General features: G+C 68.5%; 17 protein-coding genes. 11 read left to right on the top strand and 6 right to left on the bottom strand.

The genetic code is table 11. From position 1 onward, the window contains the following. Positions 1-71 precede the first annotated feature (71 nt). The 3 genes from AB0D32_RS15965 to AB0D32_RS15955 all read left to right on the top strand — a co-directional run bounded on the left by AB0D32_RS15965 (position 72) and on the right by AB0D32_RS15955 (position 3,139). Positions 72-1,223, top strand: coding sequence for a hypothetical protein (locus AB0D32_RS15965; protein ID WP_357090184.1), 1,152 nt, complete (start codon positions 72-74; stop codon positions 1,221-1,223). Then, positions 1,223-2,140, top strand: coding sequence for a bifunctional diaminohydroxyphosphoribosylaminopyrimidine deaminase/5-amino-6-(5-phosphoribosylamino)uracil reductase RibD (gene ribD / locus AB0D32_RS15960; RefSeq protein WP_357090182.1), 918 nt, complete (start codon positions 1,223-1,225; stop codon positions 2,138-2,140). The genes AB0D32_RS15965 and ribD overlap by 1 nt, the downstream gene beginning before the upstream one ends. Positions 2,141-2,269: 129 nt before the next feature. Next, the gene (locus AB0D32_RS15955) at positions 2,270-3,139 is read left to right on the top strand and encodes an aminoglycoside phosphotransferase family protein (protein ID WP_357090180.1); all 870 of its coding nucleotides are present in this window, start codon (positions 2,270-2,272) and stop codon (positions 3,137-3,139) included. Here AB0D32_RS15955 and AB0D32_RS15950 read toward each other — a convergent pair. From AB0D32_RS15950 to AB0D32_RS15925, 6 genes are all read right to left on the bottom strand, one after another. Beyond that, a complete protein-coding gene (locus tag AB0D32_RS15950) occupies positions 3,136-4,512 on the bottom strand; it encodes a hypothetical protein (RefSeq protein ID WP_357090178.1) in 1,377 nt (458 codons plus the stop codon). The genes AB0D32_RS15955 and AB0D32_RS15950 overlap by 4 nt on opposite strands. Before the next feature lie 34 nt (positions 4,513-4,546). Then, on the bottom strand, positions 4,547-5,005 hold the full coding sequence (locus AB0D32_RS15945; RefSeq protein WP_357090176.1) for a DUF296 domain-containing protein: 459 nt from the start codon (positions 5,003-5,005) through the stop codon (positions 4,547-4,549). After that, positions 4,998-6,074 carry an asparaginase gene (locus tag AB0D32_RS15940; protein WP_357090375.1) on the bottom strand — a complete coding sequence of 359 codons (1,077 nt, stop codon included), beginning with the start codon at positions 6,072-6,074 and terminating at the stop codon, positions 4,998-5,000. Before AB0D32_RS15940 ends, AB0D32_RS15945 begins: the two co-directional genes overlap by 8 nt. A 50-nt stretch (positions 6,075-6,124) precedes the next feature. Further along, positions 6,125-7,651, bottom strand: coding sequence for an XRE family transcriptional regulator (locus AB0D32_RS15935; RefSeq protein ID WP_357090174.1), 1,527 nt, complete (start codon positions 7,649-7,651; stop codon positions 6,125-6,127). Positions 7,652-7,890: 239 nt separating this feature from the next. Then, positions 7,891-8,109, bottom strand: coding sequence for a DUF397 domain-containing protein (locus AB0D32_RS15930; RefSeq protein ID WP_357090172.1), 219 nt, complete (start codon positions 8,107-8,109; stop codon positions 7,891-7,893). Beyond that, complete coding sequence (locus AB0D32_RS15925) at positions 8,106-8,993, bottom strand: helix-turn-helix transcriptional regulator (RefSeq protein WP_357090170.1); 888 nt, start codon at positions 8,991-8,993, stop codon at positions 8,106-8,108. Before AB0D32_RS15925 ends, AB0D32_RS15930 begins: the two co-directional genes overlap by 4 nt. Before the next feature lie 498 nt (positions 8,994-9,491). Between AB0D32_RS15925 and AB0D32_RS15920 the strand changes: the two genes are divergently transcribed. The 8 genes from AB0D32_RS15920 to AB0D32_RS15885 are packed head-to-tail and all read left to right on the top strand — an operon-like array spanning position 9,492 to position 18,584. Beyond that, positions 9,492-12,014: a nitrate- and nitrite sensing domain-containing protein gene (locus AB0D32_RS15920; RefSeq protein WP_357090168.1), complete on the top strand. Its 2,523-nt coding sequence runs from the start codon at positions 9,492-9,494 to the stop codon at positions 12,012-12,014. After that, positions 12,011-12,421 (top strand): roadblock/LC7 domain-containing protein, encoded by a 411-nt coding sequence (locus AB0D32_RS15915; protein ID WP_357090166.1) that lies wholly within the window; start codon positions 12,011-12,013, stop codon positions 12,419-12,421. Before AB0D32_RS15920 ends, AB0D32_RS15915 begins: the two co-directional genes overlap by 4 nt. A 23-nt stretch (positions 12,422-12,444) precedes the next feature. Beyond that, positions 12,445-13,014, top strand: a complete 570-nt coding sequence (locus tag AB0D32_RS15910) for a hypothetical protein (RefSeq protein ID WP_357090164.1) — start codon at positions 12,445-12,447, stop codon at positions 13,012-13,014. After that, positions 13,011-14,345, top strand: coding sequence for an ABC transporter substrate-binding protein (locus AB0D32_RS15905; RefSeq protein ID WP_357090162.1), 1,335 nt, complete (start codon positions 13,011-13,013; stop codon positions 14,343-14,345). The genes AB0D32_RS15910 and AB0D32_RS15905 overlap by 4 nt, the downstream gene beginning before the upstream one ends. Before the next feature lie 19 nt (positions 14,346-14,364). Then, a complete protein-coding gene (locus tag AB0D32_RS15900) occupies positions 14,365-15,180 on the top strand; it encodes a class I SAM-dependent methyltransferase (RefSeq protein ID WP_357090160.1) in 816 nt (271 codons plus the stop codon). 37 nt (positions 15,181-15,217) lie between these two features. Further along, a complete protein-coding gene (locus tag AB0D32_RS15895; RefSeq protein WP_357090158.1) occupies positions 15,218-16,096 on the top strand; it encodes a branched-chain amino acid ABC transporter permease in 879 nt (292 codons plus the stop codon). Further along, a complete protein-coding gene (locus AB0D32_RS15890) occupies positions 16,093-17,082 on the top strand; it encodes a branched-chain amino acid ABC transporter permease (RefSeq protein ID WP_357090156.1) in 990 nt (329 codons plus the stop codon). Before AB0D32_RS15895 ends, AB0D32_RS15890 begins: the two co-directional genes overlap by 4 nt. Further along, positions 17,079-18,584, top strand: a complete 1,506-nt coding sequence (locus AB0D32_RS15885) for an ATP-binding cassette domain-containing protein (RefSeq protein WP_357090154.1) — start codon at positions 17,079-17,081, stop codon at positions 18,582-18,584. Before AB0D32_RS15890 ends, AB0D32_RS15885 begins: the two co-directional genes overlap by 4 nt. Positions 18,585-18,709 lie beyond the last annotated feature (125 nt).

The raw sequence follows: 18,709 nt of genomic DNA, 5'->3' as shown, positions 1-18,709 counted from the left end.
CGATCAAGCCCAACTCCGCGCTCAGCGGTGCCCGGCAACGCCTGCCCTCGCCCAGACGCTCCGGCCAGTGCATGTCCCGGACCGAGCTGGCCGACGCGGTCAACGCGGCACTCGACGCCAGCTGCTCCGGCCGCGACATGACCACCCAATACGTGGACTTTCGCTGGGTCGGCAAACTGGAACGTGGAGAACATCGCTGGCCCAGCGAAGCGCGTCGAGCTGCCCTTCGTCAGGTACTCGGCGCCACCCGCGACGACGAACTTGACCTCTACAGCCCCCGACGAAGTGACCAGACGCGCGACGACGGCGAAGCGACCGAGCCTCGACCAGGCAGTTGGGAGGAAACCATCCATCTGCTGCGCGAAGAGTGGCACCTCCTGGTCCAGAACGACAAGGTCTTCGGCCCTGAGTACGCACTGATGGGCGTTTCCAGACAACTGGCGGCAATCGAGGACCTGTCGAAGGAAGCCCCCGAGGCGCTACGTCCCGCGGTCATCCGCCTCGCCGCCCAGTACGCCGAATCCGCGGCGTGGCTGCACCAGTCCCTCAACGACCACGCCGCGGGCCACCGCCGTACCCAACAGGCACTCGCATGGGCGGGCCAGATCGGCGACCCGACCATGACCGCGTGGGCCACGTATCGCAGCAGCCAACAGTGGTTGACCAGCGGACACCCCACCGAAGCCGTAGTGCAGGCAGAAGCCGCCCTGCGCTACGACCAGAAACTGCCCGCACCGATGCGCGCGGCGTTGCGTGTCCAGCAGGCGCACGCCCTAGCAGCCACCGGCGAGCACCACACGGCCATGCGCCTGCTCGACGACGCGCACCGCTGGGCAGCAGACCGCCAGCAAGGAAAGCCGGAAGGCGAGCACGGCTCCTACTGCACCAGCGGCTACATCGAAGTGCACCGCGGAGCCTGCCTTCGCCTGGCGCAGCGCCCACAGGAAGCAATCGCGGTACTCGACGAAGCCCTTCCCACGATTCCCCGACGTCATCGCCAAGACTTCGCCTCCGCCCTGACGAACAAGGCAGAAGCCCATCTCGCGGCGAACCAACCAGAACTCGCCGCAGCGACGGCGCACCACGCGGTACCGATCGTGCGCCGGGCCGGATCGCGACGAATCCTGCAACGACTAGCACAGCTCGGCGCCGCGGTCAGCGGACACCAGCAACTGCCAGAGGTCCGCGCCTTCCTCAACGAACTCAAGGAGACCACCATCTGATGGCATCCGACGCCGAGCTGGCCGCGATGCGACAGGCGATCACCCTGTCGTCATTCGGCCTAGGCACCACGAGCCCCAACCCACCCGTCGGCTGCGTCATCCTCGACCGCAACGGAGTCACTGTCGGCACCGGCTACCACCGACGTAAAGGAGAAGCCCATGCCGAGGTCAACGCACTCAAAGCAGCCGGCGCGGCAGCGCAAGGCGGCACCGCCGTCGTCACGCTTGAACCCTGCAACCACACTGGCGTTACTCCGGCCTGCCGCCAGGAACTGATCAATGCCGGCATCACCCGGGTCGTCATCAGCATCATCGATCCGACGTCCCGAGGCGACGGAGGCGCCGCCGTACTCGCCGCCCACGGCATCGACGTGGAAACCAACGTGATCCCCAACGAGACCCTCACCGTCCTCGGCCCCTGGCTCACCGCCACCCGACGCCACCGGCCCCACCTGACCTGGGCCTACGCGCTCACCAACAAGGACAGCCACCAGGCCAACGAGCAGCTGACTGCGGACTTGCGCAGTAGGACAGACCTTGTGCTCAGCGACAAAACTCTCGAGGAGGGCGTCCCAGGCGGCCACGCGCCCGAACACTTTACACTGCCCGACGACCTGGACGGTGAGCTCCGACCATGGCTGTCGGCCTGCTACACCACCGGGTCCCGAACCATCCTCGCCGTTGGAGCCCACCACTCCGGCGCACTTCACGACAACTTTGATTGCGTCGATGAAATCGTGGTCGCTGTCGAAAAGGCCTCACCGACGGGCGGTCTCGCGGCAGCCACCGCAGACCTTACGCCGGCGGGTTTCGAGTTGGCTGATATCTCGCCCGGAAGTACGGGTGTGCGTGTTCGCCTTCGCCGGCCGAGGTCGTCTCAAGCGCGAGCCGGTATCGCTGAACCCGGTATGCACTGATGCGCTGCCCGCAGCCAAGGCCGACCATGCCGTCTGCCAGCCTATAACGCGTGAGGCCGGAACAGGCACGCCGGTGCCGGCCGGGAAGCCACCGAGGCGGTTTGGCCGGGCCGAGGGGAGGATGGTCGCGTGCGTGCGGAAGAGGCGATCGACGCGGTGAAGTTGGCGGTCACCGGAGCGGGCCTTCCGACTCACGACGCCAGCGTGGTGCGTGTGGGCGAGAACGGTGTGGTCCTGCTGCCTAGCGCTGGTGTGCTGGCGCGAGTGGTACCAAGGGCAGCCAAGGGGAGCGACCCTCGTCGGGAGATCGACATTGCTGCCTGGCTCGCCTCGCGCCAGGTGCCTGTCGTTCACCCCGCACGGTCGGAGCCCGTAATCGTCGGACAGTACGTGGTGTCGCTGTGGGAGTACCTGGCCGATAGCCGGCCGGCCGACTTGGTCACCCTCGCCAAGTGCCTGCGTCGGCTACACGCGGTTGCCATCCCGGCAAATCTATTGCCCTGCTTATCGCCGTTTGACAGGTTCGAAGAGCGGTTACAGACGGGCGCCTACCTCGACTTCAACGACCGCATTTTCCTGCGCCAACTCCGCGATCAACTCTCGGCTCGGTGGGCCGCCGCGGAATTCACGCTCGGCGAGGCGGTGCTGCATGGCGATGCGCATATGGAAAATCTCCTAGTGACGGCAGGCGGCCGAGAAGCATTCGTGGATCTTGAGACAATATGTATCGGACCGCCGGAATGGGATCTGACCCTGACGGCCCTCTACTACGAGTGTGGGTGGTTCACCGATAAGGAGTACGTTGACTTCGTTCAGACGTACGGGTTCGATGTTCGCCTGACCCCGTCGTGGTCGGAGCTGCGACTGGCTCGCATGCTGCGGATGACTTTATGGCTGGCTCAATCAGCGGACAATGATCCGCAACGACAGCGTCAGCTGAGGCATCGTATCGATACGTTGCGAGACGGAACTGCTCCTGCCGGCTGGACGGGCTATTAGATTTGTGAGCGCACAGCCTCCGCTACGTGCGCCCGCGCTGCCTCCAGCTCACCTGCAAGGTTTGGCTCCGGATCTGCGTTCGCGAGGATGGAGCCAAGGGCGAGAAGGTCATCCCGTAGCCGGCTGGAGTGGACGCCCCGTGCATCTGCCAAGCCAGCCTGTATCGAGTTCAATCCACCGGCAAAATTACCATTGCATATCTGGAGGTAGGCGATCCGAATCATCGTGAGGGCCCGCGATCTGGCAGCTTCCGTCGGATGGTAGGAGTACGCGGACTGCAATCGATTGAGAAGTGTGTCCGCCTGCTGGTGTTTGTCGGTCGTTACGGCGACATCGAAGAGAGCATGGCCAGCATCGCCGAGAATCTGGCCGACATCGGCGTAGTAGCCCCAAACTGGATTTTCCGGCCCATCCAATCCGCTGGCCGCGAACTCCTCATCACATAAAGCGACCGCACGTATGCACGCTGCCCCGTCATGGCTCCTTGCGTAGGCGCGAGCCTCCACGATCCGAACCGCCGCACGTCCCAGCGGAGGGATTTTCCGCCAATCTGAGTGGACGAGGCCAATCACATTAAGAGCGTCCGAGACCTGCCCGACGTAAGTGAGGTGCCTGCTCAAGGTGGTGGCGGTGTGTGCCCGCTGCTGCACGTCCTCGGCTTCGCTGGCCATCTGAATCGCCATAACGAGGTATCGCTGGGCTGTGCTGGGTCTATCGCCTGAATCGAAGCATGCCCATCCGGCAAGGTCAGCAAGTCGTGCTGCCGTCGACAGCCAGGTACGGCGTACTGCTTCCGTTGCCGACGCCTGGCGGGCGACCCGGCAAGCCCATTCGAGCTGACCGGCCATCGCTGCACGGGCGAGTCCACCACCGTGCTGGTGGTCCCACTCTTCGAACAGGGTGATGCTGCGTTTAAGCGCCTCGACATGAGGCGACTCGATTCTGGCCGGTGCCTGCAATTCCGATCCGGACGTCCACGGTCCCGGAAGCTGAGCAAGGGCACCTGGCAGCTTGCCGAACCATGCAGCCGTCACTTGCTGGCGATCGGAGATCGCCTGGCCCTCGGTACGTCGAGGGCTGTAGAGGCCGAGATCGGCGTCTGTCGCGGCACCGAGCACCTGGCGAGTGGCAGTGCGCCGTTCGTGGCTGGGCCAGCGGTGTTCGCCGCGTTCGAGTTTGCCGACCCAGCGGTGGTCAACGTAGTTAGCGGTGAGGCTTCGGCCGGGGTAGAGGCGATCGAGAGCCGCGTTGATGGCATCTGCCAGTTCGGCTCGCGACAGGTGCTGGCCGGGCCGTTGCGGTGATGCAAGGCGCTGGCGGGCCCGGGCGAGCAGCGTGTTGGGCGTGATGATTGTGTCGGGGTGGCGGGCCATCTTGTACCTCCCTCCGAAGCCCGGTCCGGGGGCGCTAGTCGAGATGTAGTTGTGGAACGTCGTAGAGGCCAGTGTTTGGTAGTCGACGCATGGCGGGTGAAGCGACCTCGATGATGAGCATTTCGGTGAGGAATTGGACGGTGGCGTCCAGTAGGTGGCTGGTGTGAGCGGTAGCGCTGTCTTCCTTGAGTCCGGCGGTGATGTGGATGTGCGGGAGGATCTTCTGGTTGGTGTCGTCCCAGGCGATGGTGCCGCCGCCGAGTGCTTCTACGTTGGTGAGGTCGACGTGGGTCCAGACGGGGGCGTCGGGGTTGTCGAGGCGTTGACAGGTGCCGACGATCTTGGCGGTTGACAGGCCGGCGATGAACATCGGGATGTAGCCCTGCTTGATGTTGTGGGCGCGGCAGGCGTCGGTGAGGGCGGTGAAGAAGTCGTCGCCGTGGTCGAAGACCACGCCAATCATGCGTCCTGGGGTCAGGTGGTGGCTACGCATGCGCTGCTGGGGCCTCCGCTCGATCGCCGGTCTGGAATGGGATCGGCCAGGGCCACGAGGACGGTTCGGCGCGGTTGCCGGCAACGGCGAATGCGGTGGCGATGTCCTGCGGGTTGATCTGTGCGGCGAGGAGGGCGTGGAGAAGGACGCGGGCCTTGTAGGGGTGCAGCCAGCCGGCGGGGATGAGTCCGCGGGTGAGGAGGTCTCGTTCGGATCCGGGGAAGCCGTAGGTGTGGGTGAGTGTCGGGCCGGCCAGGGTGCGGGAGGTGAGGACGACCGGGATGTGCGCGGCGAGGGTGGTGAGCGGGTCGACGAGGGGTTCGGGTACGTGGCCGACTCCGAAGCCTGCAATGACGAGGCCGTCGCAGCGTTCGGTGATGGCGTTGAGGAGGGCCGGGTCGTCGTCGAGGCTGACGGTGTAGAGGCCGACGCGGGGGCGCTCGTCTTGGCGCGGGGTGGGGATGGTGAGTCGGTACGGCACGTGGGTCAGTAGCTGCGCGGTGCCTTCCACCACGTAGCCGATGGGGCCGGTGTCCGGTGAGCGGAAGGTGCCGCCGTGGATGGAGTGGGTCTTGGCGACTCGTCGGGCGGCGTGGATTTCGTCGGCGAGGACGACGAGGCAGCCCTGGTCGCGGGTGGTGGGGGATGCAGCGGTCTGGATCGCGGCGAGGATGTTGGCGGGTCCGTCCGCGCCGGCGAGGGTGGGGTTGCGCATCGCACCGGTGACGACCAGGGGTTCGGGGCGGTGGTGCAGCAGGTCGAGCAGGTAGGCGGTTTCCTCGATGGTGTCGGTGCCTTGGGTGACGACGACGCCGGTGGCGCCGGCGGCGAGTTCGCGGGTCGCCGCCGCAGCGAGCGCGGTGATGTCAGCGAAGGTGAGGGAGGCGCCGGGGCGGCGGCGGAAGTCGACCACCTTGATGTCGATTCCGGTCGGGGCCAGTCCGGGTACGGCGTCGACCAGGTCGCGAGCGGACAGAGTGGGGCTGACGCCGTTGCCGGTGCTGCTGGTCATGGCGATCGTGCCGCCAAGACCGAACACGACGACGTTCGGCACGGGCTCTGGCGGAATCGGGGACACGATCGTTCCTTCCGGCGGTCGCGGCGGGTGCGGGAAGCCTATTACGGCATGGTGCCGATGAAGCGGCATGCCTGGTCGACGCCGTCGAGGGAGAGTAGGCGACTTCGGGGCTCGGCGAGTCCGGCGAAACCGTATTGGCCGAGGTCGGCGCAGCGGCCCTGTAGCCAGTGCCAGTCGAGGTTGAGGTGGTCGGCCAGGTGGCGGAGCCGTCCGCCGGGGGTGTCGCTAGCGGTTACGGAGTGAGCTAGCACGTCGCCGAGAGCGTCACGGTAGGCGGCGACGGTGCGGGGATGGTCGGTGACATCGACGTGCCAGACGTCGTCGCCGCGAATCCAGGTGGCCATGATCGCGCGCTTCTTATCCATGACAAGCCCAGGCAGCGCGGTGTACTCCGGGTCATCGGTGACCGCGGTGTGGATTCCGACGGACTCCATCAATGCCATGGCGAGCAGCAGCAGGATCCGTTCAGACATCGAGGACGCGGCTATCGTGTGCGGGGGTAGGCAGAACATTCTCGTCATCGGTTGGGAGCTGCTTTGGAACCGTTCGGCGGTGTCGCGCAGGTAGCGCAGTTTGTGGCGGAACAGCAGCCAGGTGCTGGCTTCCTCCCCGCGTTGCTCCCGGGTCCAGTAGACGGGCACGTCGGACAGGACATGGCTGTGGCGGCGGATGTGGTCGGCGCAAAACGCCGATCCCATCCACAACCGCGACACTGAATCCAGGTCCTCTGCGATGTCATGGCTGGCGGCGGACCGGGTCAGGTGTCTGTAAGGCGACGCTGCGGCCCGGGCGGCGTCCAAACGGGCGTCGTCCAGCAGCAGCGACAGGTCTAGGCTCGTTACCGCCCATATGATGCCGGTGGTGATCGCGTCGAGCTGGTATGCGCGAGGGATGAGCAAGTGGGCGTCCCGACCGGCTTCGATCAGGTGCCGATCCGCCTGTCGAGAGTCGAGCGCGAACACACCAGCACGATCCAGTGTGTCTACACGCCCCAAGATCAGCCGCCGCTGAACCGACCGGCGCCACCCCCGTTGCGTGCCGCGAGGGGGGATGGTGGCGAGGACGCGGCCGTCGTCGACCGCAGGGTAAACCTCGACGTCGATGAGCGCTCCAGGAAAGTGCTGCCCTGTCGGGACGGAGATTGTTCGGTGCACGTCACCGCTGGACAGCGCAGGCGCGCAGTGTTCGAGCTGCAGCAGACTGCCTGTGGGAAGCAGGTCGGGATGTGAACCTGACTGGGCGACCTGTTGGCGGTCCACGGCGTCCGGTATCCCGCTGCTGGAGCGCCGAGGGCTGTAGAGGTCGAGATCGGCATCACTTGCGGCGTCAAGGGCGAGTCGCAGCGCGGCACGCCGCTCTTCGCTGGGCCATCGGCTCTCTCCGCGTTCCAGCTTGCCAACCCATCGGTGGTCAACATACTGGGCGGTGAGGTCGCGGCCAGGATAGAGCCGATCGAGGGCGATGTTCACGGCGTCGGCCAGCTCTGTCCGGGACATGCGCTGTCCGGGTCGCCGCGGCGACGACAAGCCCGCGCGTCTCGTCGCGAGCTGTGCGTTCGGCGTGATCACCGTCTCCGGATGACGAGGCACCGACAGACCTTCCCCGTGAACTTCGTCGGACTGCAGCAGATGGGCGCCCTAGCCGGGCGTTCTCAGTCGAGGCCGGTGACGGCCCGCGACCCACTGCTGCCATCGTGGCGACAGGGTAACGCAGCGTCAGCGCGGGCTTGGGTAGGCGTCGCCGAGACCGCAAGACCGGCCTCGGCCGCCACGTGCCAGGAGCGGTGCCATGGAACGCTGGGGCTCTCCTACTGCTCCCGCGCGGGCGCAGACGAGAAGCCGCGTCCACACCCGTCCTGCGTGAAAACGCGCCACTGCTTGGGACCGAATCGCAGCACCGGTCCGTCGCTGTCCTTCGAGTCGCGTACCAGGATCGATCCGACGGTGCTGGCGACCTCGACGCAGTTGCCGTCGTCACTGCGACTGGACTTGCGCCAGACAACGTGATCATTGAACTGGGTGGTCATACCAGGGCTCCTTTGGTGGGTGCCAGACTCTCCGCCGCGGCGCGGAGGAGACGGATGCTCGATTCGGCAGACAGTGCTGCGGCCTTGAGCCGGCCGTGCAGGCTCACATAGGGGTCCAGCTCATCAGGATCGGTGTGAACCATGTCGCGGGTCAGGGTGTCGACCGCTACAGCTTGTGAGCCGTGCGAGTCGCGATAGCGGTAGATCGAGTACGCCGATCGAGGCGCGCTGTGTCCTCGGATCGAGGTGTTGGCCGGCAGCACCTGGACGATCACGGATGGATTGTTGGTGCACACGGCGACGACATGTCGAAGTTGCTCGGCGACGACCAGGGGGTCAGCGGCGCGCCGTCGGATGGCGCTTTCATCGATGACGGCGGTGTAACGTGGCCCGCCGGCGGCGAGCACCAGGCTCTGGCGGCGAGCGCGGGCGGCGACTGCGGCGGCAGGGTCGAACCTGTCACCATGACGGCCGGGTTCGCTGCGTAACCGGGCATTGGCGAACGCTGGTGTCTGCAGTAAGCCGGGGATCAGTGAAATGGCGTACTCGGTGATCGTCTCGGTGCCGCTTTCCAGATCGGCATAGGTGGCCTGCCGGATCCCCATCCGTTCTGCGTCCGCCACCCACCATCCACGCGCCCAACCGTCGGCGGCGGCGTCCACGATCGCGGCTCGTCGGTTCACACCCACCGCGAGGTAGTCACAGATTCCGCTGACGAGATCAATATCAGGGCCGAGACGTCCGTTCTCCAACGCACTGATCTGTTGCCGCGGAAATCCCAGCGCACGGGCGATCGACTCGCCCGTCACGCCATGCTCCTCACGCAGTCGACGGATCTCACGTCCGAGCCATCGTCGGCGGACATACGGACTAGGGCGATTCACCGGCAGCCTCCAGGGACCACGCACGCCCGGTCGACAGTGGAGCTGACCGGGTGCGCTCACTGTAACCCCATCAATCCCTTGGTGATGACCGAGCCGGCGGGCGGTCTGCCACTGTTTCCGCAGGCCATTCACTGGTCGAACCGCAAGTCGGTACGCGAAGTCGGACCGAAGGTAGGTATTCCCAGCGTCAACCTCTGGCGGGCATGATCTTTTTGGATGGCGATTGGTTCAGCTTGGCGCTCCACTGCTGATCGGTATTGACGGTCATTCAGACGGGCGGTGCCTGCGTGTTGCTATTGATGATTGCCATTCTGGTGAGTCTGGCTGTCGGCTGGATGGCCGGAATGGTTACGTATCGAGCTTCCCGACGGTGGTGTGGCCGGTGCGGTGGTTCTCTTCGCTGCGCTGCCTGCGAACCGGCCACGATGACGGCCACCTGATTCAACAATTTCAGCAGCAAGTTTGATCACCAGCAGAACCAGGGCAGAGGTGACGGGGTTGGAAAGCGCTGCGAGACGAGGAATCGTCGCGAGGACGCGTCCGTTGGCGGACCTTCCTGTTCGGCTCAAGGCGGCACTGATTGTCGTGCCAACGGTATTGGCTGCGGTGCTCTCGACAGGGTTCGGCCTCTGGGCTTCTGTTCGGGAGGCTGGGGCTACGCGGCGCGCGGGGGACATGTTCATCGCGGGTGGAGCCGCTGGCGAGGTGACGCAGCGGCTTCAGGTCGAGCGGAACGCCGCGGTGGGCCTGCTGCTGCCGGGCTCGACGGTCACTCCAGCCGCTTTCGAGCGTGCGGTTCAGGACACGGATCGTGCGGTATCGCGGTTTCACGAGCAGCGTGACCGGCTTGATGACGTCCCGGAGTCCGTGCGACTGGTGTTGACCAGGGTGGACGCCGGCTTGATGGACGTTGGGGCGCAGCGGCAGCGGGTGCGAGGCGATGGGCTGGTGTCGTTGTCGGCGGTGGCCTTCGGTTACCGCGGGGTAATCGCTGATCTTGATGACTTGCTGCCCGCGGTGGCGCAGAGCGGCGTTACTCCTCAGCTCGCTGACGAGATGCGCGCGGCGGCGGCGTTGTCGCGGGCTCGGGAGTCGGTGGGTCAGCAGCAGGTGGCGGTGTTGCAGGCGCTGGCGGCTACGCGGTTGACCCCTGCGCTGCATGCCGAAATCGTGGCCGCCCGATCCGCGCAGGACGAGGCGTTGCGTGAGTTCGACGCGTTGGCGCGGCCGTCGTGGCAGGCGCTGCTGGGTCGGACGCTGACTGGCCCGGACGTGCTGGCCGCCGTGCGGCTAGACGGGGCGGTGTCCGGCACGGGCGTGTATGAGCCGGTGCGGTTGGCGGGCGGTGCTGCTCAGTGGAGCCGGGTGATGACCACCCGGGCGGACCTGCTGGCCCAGGTGCAGTCGGCGGTGAACGGCGACATCGAGTCTGCCGCTGATGACCTGTGGATGGAGCAGGTTCGGTCTGCCGCGCTACAGGCCGCCGTGCTGATAGTGATGCTGAGCGTTGCTGTGGTCACCGCGGTGCGGGTGGCGCGGTCGCTGGTCGGCCAGTTGTCGTTGTTGGAACAGGGCGCACGGCGGGTCGCGGACGTTGAGCTGCCGGGTCTGGTCCGGCGGTTGCGGGCGGCATCGGATCCGACGGCGGCGCAGCGGTTGGCCGAGGGCGCTGGTGGAGTGGCGGTGCCCGTCGTCGGTCGCGACGAGGTGGGACAGGTCGCTGACGCGTTCAACCTGGTGTTGCGTTCCGCCGTGGACGCGACGGTGGATCAGGCGCGGGGCCGTGCCCTGGTCAGTGCGATGATCACGTCGGTTGGGCGGCGGGTGCAGGCTCTGACGGAGCAGCTCCTGGGAAGTATCGATCTCCTTGAACGTGATGAGGAGGATCCGGATCGGCTGGCGATGGTGTTCGCCGCTGATCAGCAGGCGACTCGGCTGCGCCGCTTTGGGGCGAACCTGCTGATTGTCGCCGGTGGCGGTCCGGGTCAGTCGCAGCGGATGCCGGTGGAGTTGGGCGACCTGGTGAATGCGGCTTTGTCGGAGACCGAAGGTTTCGCCCGGATCGGTGTCGAGCGGCTGGTTGGGGTCGAGATCGACGCTCGCGCTGTCAACGCGGTCAAATCCATCCTGGCGGAGCTGCTGGACAACGCGACCCGGTTTTCCGCCGATCAGGTGCAGGTGTCGGCGGCATGGTCCGGGCGTGACGTGCAGATCCTCGTGGTCGACTCCGGTCTCGGGCTGGGTGCGGAGCAGTTGGAGCGTGCCAACGCTTTGCTGGCGAGCCCGGAGGTGGAAGTCACGGTCACCGACCAGATGGGCCTGGTCGTGATCTCACGCCTGGCCCGAGAGTTCGGGGTCCGCGTGCGCCTGAACATGACCAGACCGACTGGTATCACGGCCGAGGTGACCGTGCCGGCCGAGTACGTCACCCGAGTTCATGTGCGCGAGATTGTGGTGCCCAGCCAGGTCCAGCGCCACTCCCGTCCCGAACTCGCGCCAGCACCCCAACCGGTTGCCCCGGCCCAGCCTGTGGTTCCGGCGGTGCCCCGGACTGGCGACGGCTGGGCGGGACCGACCCGGCCATTGCCGACGGTGCCGGCGTCACCGCCGGACGTGACGGTGGAGTTGCTGCCGGTGCGCCGCGAGCGGGCAACACGGTCGTTGCCGGCGGGCCGGTCCCGCCCGGCGGACACTCCGGTGTTTCGTGAGGTCGCGGCCCGCTCGCCGTGGTTGTGGCCGGAGGTCAACGACGCAGGCGGGTTTCGTACCGCTGCTGACGCGGGTTGGGAGGCGGCGGCGTCCACCGCTGAGCCGGCCACGGATGGGCGTACCGCGTCTGGTCTTCCGCGGCGTCGCCCCCACGCACATGTGGTGCCCGGTGGGCTGCCAACGCAGCGCACCGGCTCCGAGCCTTCCGCACCGATCGATCCTGCGGCGATTCGCGCGCAGGTCGCCGGAACGATGCGTGGCCTGCGGGCCGCGTCTGTCACTCCTCCCCTCGCGACAGGAGAACGCTCATGAGCGTCACTACCGCTACACCCCGTAATCCGCAGCTATCGGTCGTGTTGGACGGGTTGGCGAAGCAGATGCCGGCCGTGGCGCACGTCGTCGCGGTGTCCGCGGATGGGCTGCTGCTGGCCAGCACTGCCGGCCTGGGCACTGACCGGGGCGATCAGCTCGCCGCGATCGTGTCTGGTCTGGTCAGCCTTGCACGTGGCGCCACCGATCTGCTGCTGACCGGCGGTGTGCAGTTCCAGCTGCTGATGATGCACGAGGGGATCCTCGTCGTGCAGCAGGTGCCCGACGGCACGTCGCTCGCTGCGCTGGCCCGCGCCGACTGCGACCCGTCGCTCGTCGCCTACGAACTGGCGGCGCTCGCGGCACGCATCGGTGAGCAGGCGAGGCCGGGACCACGCGTAGCCGGCTGACCCAGATGCCGGCGGCGACGAGCATGGACACGGACCCCAGCGTGATCGACGGCCATGCCCCGACGGCCGCGGTCCTGGTGACCGGCGGCCCGGGAACGGGCAAGACCTGCTTCCTGCGGGCCGCGAGCCACGGCCACGCGGTACTGGCCGGCGATCCAGGCAGCGTGTGGGAAGTCGGCTACGCCACCCTGCCCACCGGCGTCACCGTCGCCCTGCGCACCACCCCCGACCAGCGGCGCTGGTGGTGGATGTGGGACCACCTCGCCACAAGCGTTCTCGGGGCTGTGGTGCTGGTCGACTCCACCCGCTTGGCGGCCTCCTATCCGGCTTTGGACTACCTCGACGCCCGCAGGCTGCCGTACCTGGTCGCGATCAACCGGCCCCTCGGTGGCGCTCGTAACCGCCGCGAGATCCGCGAGGCCCTGCGGGTCGCCGCGCGGGTGCCGGTCCTGACCTGCGACGCCACCGAGCCTGCCTCCGTCCTGGACGTCCTGCACCACCTCATCACCTCCATACCCGCCAGCTGTCACCCGCCTTCGACGCCCCTTCCTGATCAGCAATGCACTCGGACGAAAGGACTCCGACTCCCGTGACCCCTCAAAGAATCACCCGCCGGGCTCGGTGGCGCCTAGCTTTGGCCACCGCCGTCGCTGCCGTGCTTATCGCCGTCTCTGGATGCTCCGGGTCGAGCCTCGGTGGCTCGGACACCGCCGGTGGGGAGATCCGCATCGGCCTGATCGTGCCGAAGTCCGGCCCCTACAAAGCGGTCGGCGACGATCAGGCCGCTGGGTGGCGGCTGGCCCTGGAGAAGCTGGGCGGCAAGCTCGGCGGCCGACCGGTCAAGGTGATCGAGGCCGACGAGGGCGACGGTAAGGCCACCGCGCTGGCATCGGCGCGCAAGCTGATCGAGCAGGACAAGGTTCTCGCCCTGGTCGGTGGGGGCACCGCGGACACGGTGCAGACCTTGTATCCGTTGTTGAAGGAGTCCGGGGTGCCGCTGATCGGCACCGGTGGCCGGCCCTCCACGGTCGCCGATCCGACGTACCTGTGGTCGACGTCGTGGCTGAGTCAGGAGACCGGTGCGTCGATCGCCGGCTACCTGCGGCAGAAGGTCGGCGACGGCCGGGTATGGGTGATCGGCCCGGACTACATCGGCGGCCACGACCAGATCAACGGGTTCGTCGACGCGTTTCGTAAGGCCGGCGGGAAGCTGGCCAACCCGGGCGGTGAGCCGACGTGGACGCCGTGGGCGCCGGCTCCGACGACCGAGTTCTCCCCGTACCTGACGAAGATCAAGCAGGCTGCTCCTGCGGCTGTCTACACGTTCTACGCTGGCGCGTCCGCGATCGAGTTCGTCAAGCAGTACCGGCAATACGGCGTCGATGTGCCGCTGTACGCCTCGGGGTTCCTGACCGAGGGTGCGCCGTTGGCGGCGCTGGGCGCTCAGGCCAAGGGTGTCTACACCGCGCTGAACTACTCGACGACGCTGGACAACGCGGCCAACCGGGACTTCGTGCGCCGCTACACGGCGGCCAACGACGGCAAGCTGCCGAACCTCTACCACGTGTGTGCGTGGGACGCCGCGTTCGTGCTGGACAAGGCCATCGCCGAAGCGCTCGCCCGCCCCGACGCCCCGGCGGCCACACCTGCCACCACGGCGTCGCCGGTACCCAGCAGCTCCATGACGGCCAGCCCGGCCGCCGCGTCCACCGCTGCGGTGGGCGGGGGGAACGGGGAGCTGACTGGACGGTCGCTGACGGCGGCGCTGTCGCGGGTCGGGTCGATCGACTCACCCCGGGGCCCCTGGCAGTTCGGAGCACAGAACCACACCCCCGTGCAGGCGTACTACCTGCGCGAGGTCGCCCAGGACGGGCAGGTGTGGGTCAACCGCACCGTGCAGACCCTGACCACCCTCGGCTCCTGAATCGGGAAGGACAGACACGATGACCATGACTACCACCGGCAAGCAGACCGCCGGATACATGTTCGACAACGCCACCGACGAAGCCAAGAACCAGCTCCGTCACCTCGGGGAGATCCTCGACCCTGGCACCCGCCGGATCCTGACCGAGGCCGGCCTGGCGCCCGGCTGGAACGTCACCGACGTCGGCGCCGGGGCGGGCACCCTGACCGCCTGGCTGTCCGACCAGGTCGCCCCGGGCGGGCACGTCACCGCCGTGGACCTCGACCCCCGCCACATCCCGACCGGCCCCAACATCACCGTCCGGGCCGGCGACATCCGCCAGATGCAACTGGACGGGTCGCAGCAGGCGGTCGTGGCGCGGCTGGTGCTGATGCACCTGCCCGAACGTGAGCAGGTCCTCGCCCAGCTCGTCGACGCTCTCGCTCCGGGTGGGGTGCTGGTGGTGGCCGACTGGGACTGCACCTGGCGGGACATGATCCGCCGCAGCCCCAGCCCCCGCGCCACGGAGCTGCTCGAACAGTTCCACGACGGCTTGCTCGCGTTCGGCGAGTCGCGTGGGGCGGACATGGGATGGGCCAAACGGGCACCGGAGGCGATGCTGCGCGCCGGCCTGGCCGATGTCGACAGCCATATCGAGTCGCGGTCGTGGCGCGGCGGCACCGGTATCTGCCTGCTGCACCGCTCCAACTCCATCCAGCGCGAGGCGCAGTTGCTCGACGCCGGCATGACCCGCGAGGACCTGGCCGAACTGCGGGAGGTGCTGATGGACCCGGAGCTCGTGCTGTCGGGCTACCTGATGCACACCACTGTCGGCCGCCGCACCGCCCGGGCCTGACCGGCAGAACCACGAGAGAAAGGGAAGGGGGAGTGCCGTGGGCTGGAGCGGGCTCGTCAACGCCTACACGATCACCGCACTGGATGGTGTCGCGTACGGGTTGCTGCTGTTCACCATCTCAGCCGGCCTCACGCTGATCTTCGGCGTGGCCGGGGTCTTCTCGATGGCTCACGGCACTCTCTACCTCGCCGGTGCCTACCTCGCCTGGCACCTCGCCGACGGCGGCTGGACCGGCCTCGCCCTTGCCCTAGCCGCCGCCGCGGTGGTGGGGACGCTCGGGGGAGCGGGCCTCGCCGCTGCGGTGCGTCCCCTCACCGACCGGCCATTGGACCAGGTGCTGGCCACGCTCGGCATCGCCTACATCGCCGCCGATCAGTTCAGCACGGTGTTCGGCGCCGAGCCGCGCTCGGTTGATCCGCCCCGGGCGGTCGCCGGCTCGGTCGGCCTGGGGGAGTACCAGTACCCGGTCTACCGGCTGCTGTTCATCGCCGTCGGTGTCCTGCTCGTGGTGGGACTGTTCTGGATCGTCGAGCGGTCCCGCGTCGGGGCGGTCGTGCGGGCGGTGGTCGCCGATGCGGGCATGGCCGCTGCCACCGGCCTGCGCACGAGCGTCGTCCGGACCGGGGTGTTGGTGGGTGGGGGAGTTCTCGCCGTGACCGCCGGGGTACTTGGCGCACCGGTCATCGGCCCATCGCCGGGGGTGGACACCACCATCCTGGTCTACTCGCTGATCGTCTGCGTCGTCGGCGGGCTCGGCAGCATCCGCGGCGCCCTGCTCGCCGCCCTCGGCGTCGGGCAGATCCTCACCCTCGGCGTCGCCCTCGTCCCGGGGGCCGCCGCGTTTGCTCTCGCCGCCGCGATGCTCGCCGCGCTTACCCTCCGTCAGCGCACTGCACTGCCGGGACGGCCCGCATGACCACCACCCTCACTCCCGCTCCCGCGTCCGCTGGTACCTCGGCCCGCCGGCCGGTTCGTCCGTCCTGGGCTATACCGACGATCGGGGCCCTGGGCCTGGCGGCGGCGGTGGGACTGCCGTGGCTGGTCAACGCCTACCTGATCTCCCTTGCCGCCACCGCCCTGGTCATGGCCGTGCTCGCGATGAGCACCCAACTCCTGGCTGGGCTCGCTGGGCTCGCGCCGCTGGGACAGGCCGCCTACCTGACCGTCGGCGCCTACACTGCGGCGAGCATCGCCACGCTGACCAGCCTCGGCCCGGTCCACCTGCTCGCGGCTGCCGCCGCTGGGGCCCTCGCCGCCGCGGTCACCGGCCTGCTGGCGGTCCGCGCTCGGGGGACCACCTTTCTGATGGTCACCTTCGGCTTGGGTGAGCTCGTCCACGCCGCCGCGAACCAGTGGGCACCGGGCGGCAACGAAGGCGTCCATATCCCACCCGTCATCGCGCTGCCCGGCCTGGCCGCGATGGTGCGCCCCGGCTGGGTGTACCTGTACGTGCTCGCCGGCACCTTGCTCATCGGCGTCGCCGTCGCCGTTGTCGTCCGGACCCGCTTTGTGTTGCTGCTGCGCGGCATCGCCGCCCACGAACCCCGGGTGCAGGCGGCAGGGCATCACACCGGCCGACTTCTACTGGCCGCGTACACGCTCGCGGGTGGGATCGCCGGCGCGGCGGGAGCCCTACTGATCGCGGTCACCCGGTACGTCTCACCCGCCGACGCCGCCATGGGCATCTCCGCCCTCGCCCTGGCCGCCGCGCTCATCGGATCGGGCAGCATGACCGGCGCCTGCGCCGCCGCGATCCTCCTGGTCGCCGCCCGCGACTGGGTCGGCGGCCTACTCGGCGGCCATGGCCCCACCCTGCTCGGCCTGGCATTTCTGCTGCTGGCCTACCTACCCCGGCACCGCCTGGCCGGCCTCACCACCCGACTCCCCGGGAGGCGGACATGAGCGTCCCCCTGCTGCGCCTGGAGGCCGTCAGCCGCTCCTACGGTGCCCGCCGCGCTGTCGACAAGGTCAGCGTCGACCTGGAGGCCGGGGCCCGGCACGCGATCATCGGCCCCAACGGCGCCGGCAAGTCCACGCTGCTGCACCTCATCGCCGGCACCCTTCGCCCCACCACAGGCCGCATCCTCTACGCCGGACACGACATCGGCCGCTGGCCGGCGCACCGCCGGGCCCGCGCCGGGATCGCCCGCACCTGGCAACACCCGGCGCTGGCCCGCCCACTCACCGCTGTGCAGAACGTGCTACTCGCCGTGCCCGGGCAGCGCCTCGCCGCGCTACGCCCGCAGCCGCGCGCCGTGACGGCCGCCCGCACGGCGCTGGCGCAGGTCGGCCTTACCGCGCACGCCGACCGACCCGCAGGCCAGCTCGCCTACGGCGACCAACGCCGCCTGGAGATCGCCGTCGCGCTCGCCGCCCAGCCCCGGCTACTGCTGCTCGATGAACCCTCCGCGGGCCTCGCCACCGACGAGATCACCCGCCTCGCGGAGCTGATCCGCGCACTGCCCGCCGACATCACCGTGCTGCTGGTCGACCACAACCTCGACTTCGTCGCCGCCGTCGCCGACACGATCACCGTGCTGCACCACGGCCAGCACCTCGCCACCGGCACCCCCGCCGTGATCCGCGAACACCCCGACGTGCGCCGCGCCTACCTCGGCACCGATGCCCCCACCAGCCCAGCCCTGGCCACGGCCGCCGCCACGGCGGTCGGTACGTCGGTCCTGCGTGTGCGGAACCTGGGTGCCGGCTTCACCGGGGCGCCGGTGCTCACCGACATCACCCTCGACGTGCGGGCCGGGCGGGTGACCGCAGTCGTCGGCCGCAACGGCGCCGGCAAGACCACCCTGATCAACACCATCGCCGGCCTACACCCCGCCGACCCTGGCACCGAACTCCTCCTGCACGGCCAGCCCCTGACCGGGTACGGCACCCGCGCCCGCGTCCGCGCTGGCCTCGGTCTGGTCCCGCAAGGACGCCGCCTGTTCGCCGGACTCACCGTCGACGAACACCTTGCGCTGCCCCGACCGCACCCCAGCCGCCCCAGGACCATCGACGTCCGCCAGGTGCTCGACCTGTTCCCCGCGCTCGCGCAACGACGCCATCACCAACCCCACCAGCTCTCCGGCGGCGAGCAGCAGATGCTCGCCCTGGCCCGCGCGCTCATCGCCGCCCCCGACGTGCTGCTGCTCGACGAACCGTCCGAAGGACTCGCCCCCGCCGTCGTCGGCCAGCTCGCGACGATCATTACCGGCCTCGCCGCCGAAGGCACCGCGGTCCTGCTCGCCGAGCAGAACCTCGCACTGGCCTGTCAGGTCGCGCACGACATCGCCGTGATCGATCGGGCTTGCATCATCCGCCAACTCGCCACGGCCGACCTTCGCGAGTACCCCACCGAACTGCACGACCTGCTCACCGTCTCGACCACCACACCGACACCGTCATGACCGCGACCCACGATCATCACCGAACCGGCGAGGCCACCCCCGTGCCTCGCCGCCGTCCACCCGGCGCGACGGCCCGGCCGCGCCGGGTGGATACCGCCGCCCGCACGCCACACCCCGTAGCGGGC

It is taken from the genome of Micromonospora sp. NPDC048170, assembly GCF_040652795.1.
GTDB lineage: Bacteria > Actinomycetota > Actinomycetes > Mycobacteriales > Micromonosporaceae > Micromonospora.
This window is presented reverse-complemented; position numbering and strand designations above follow the sequence as displayed.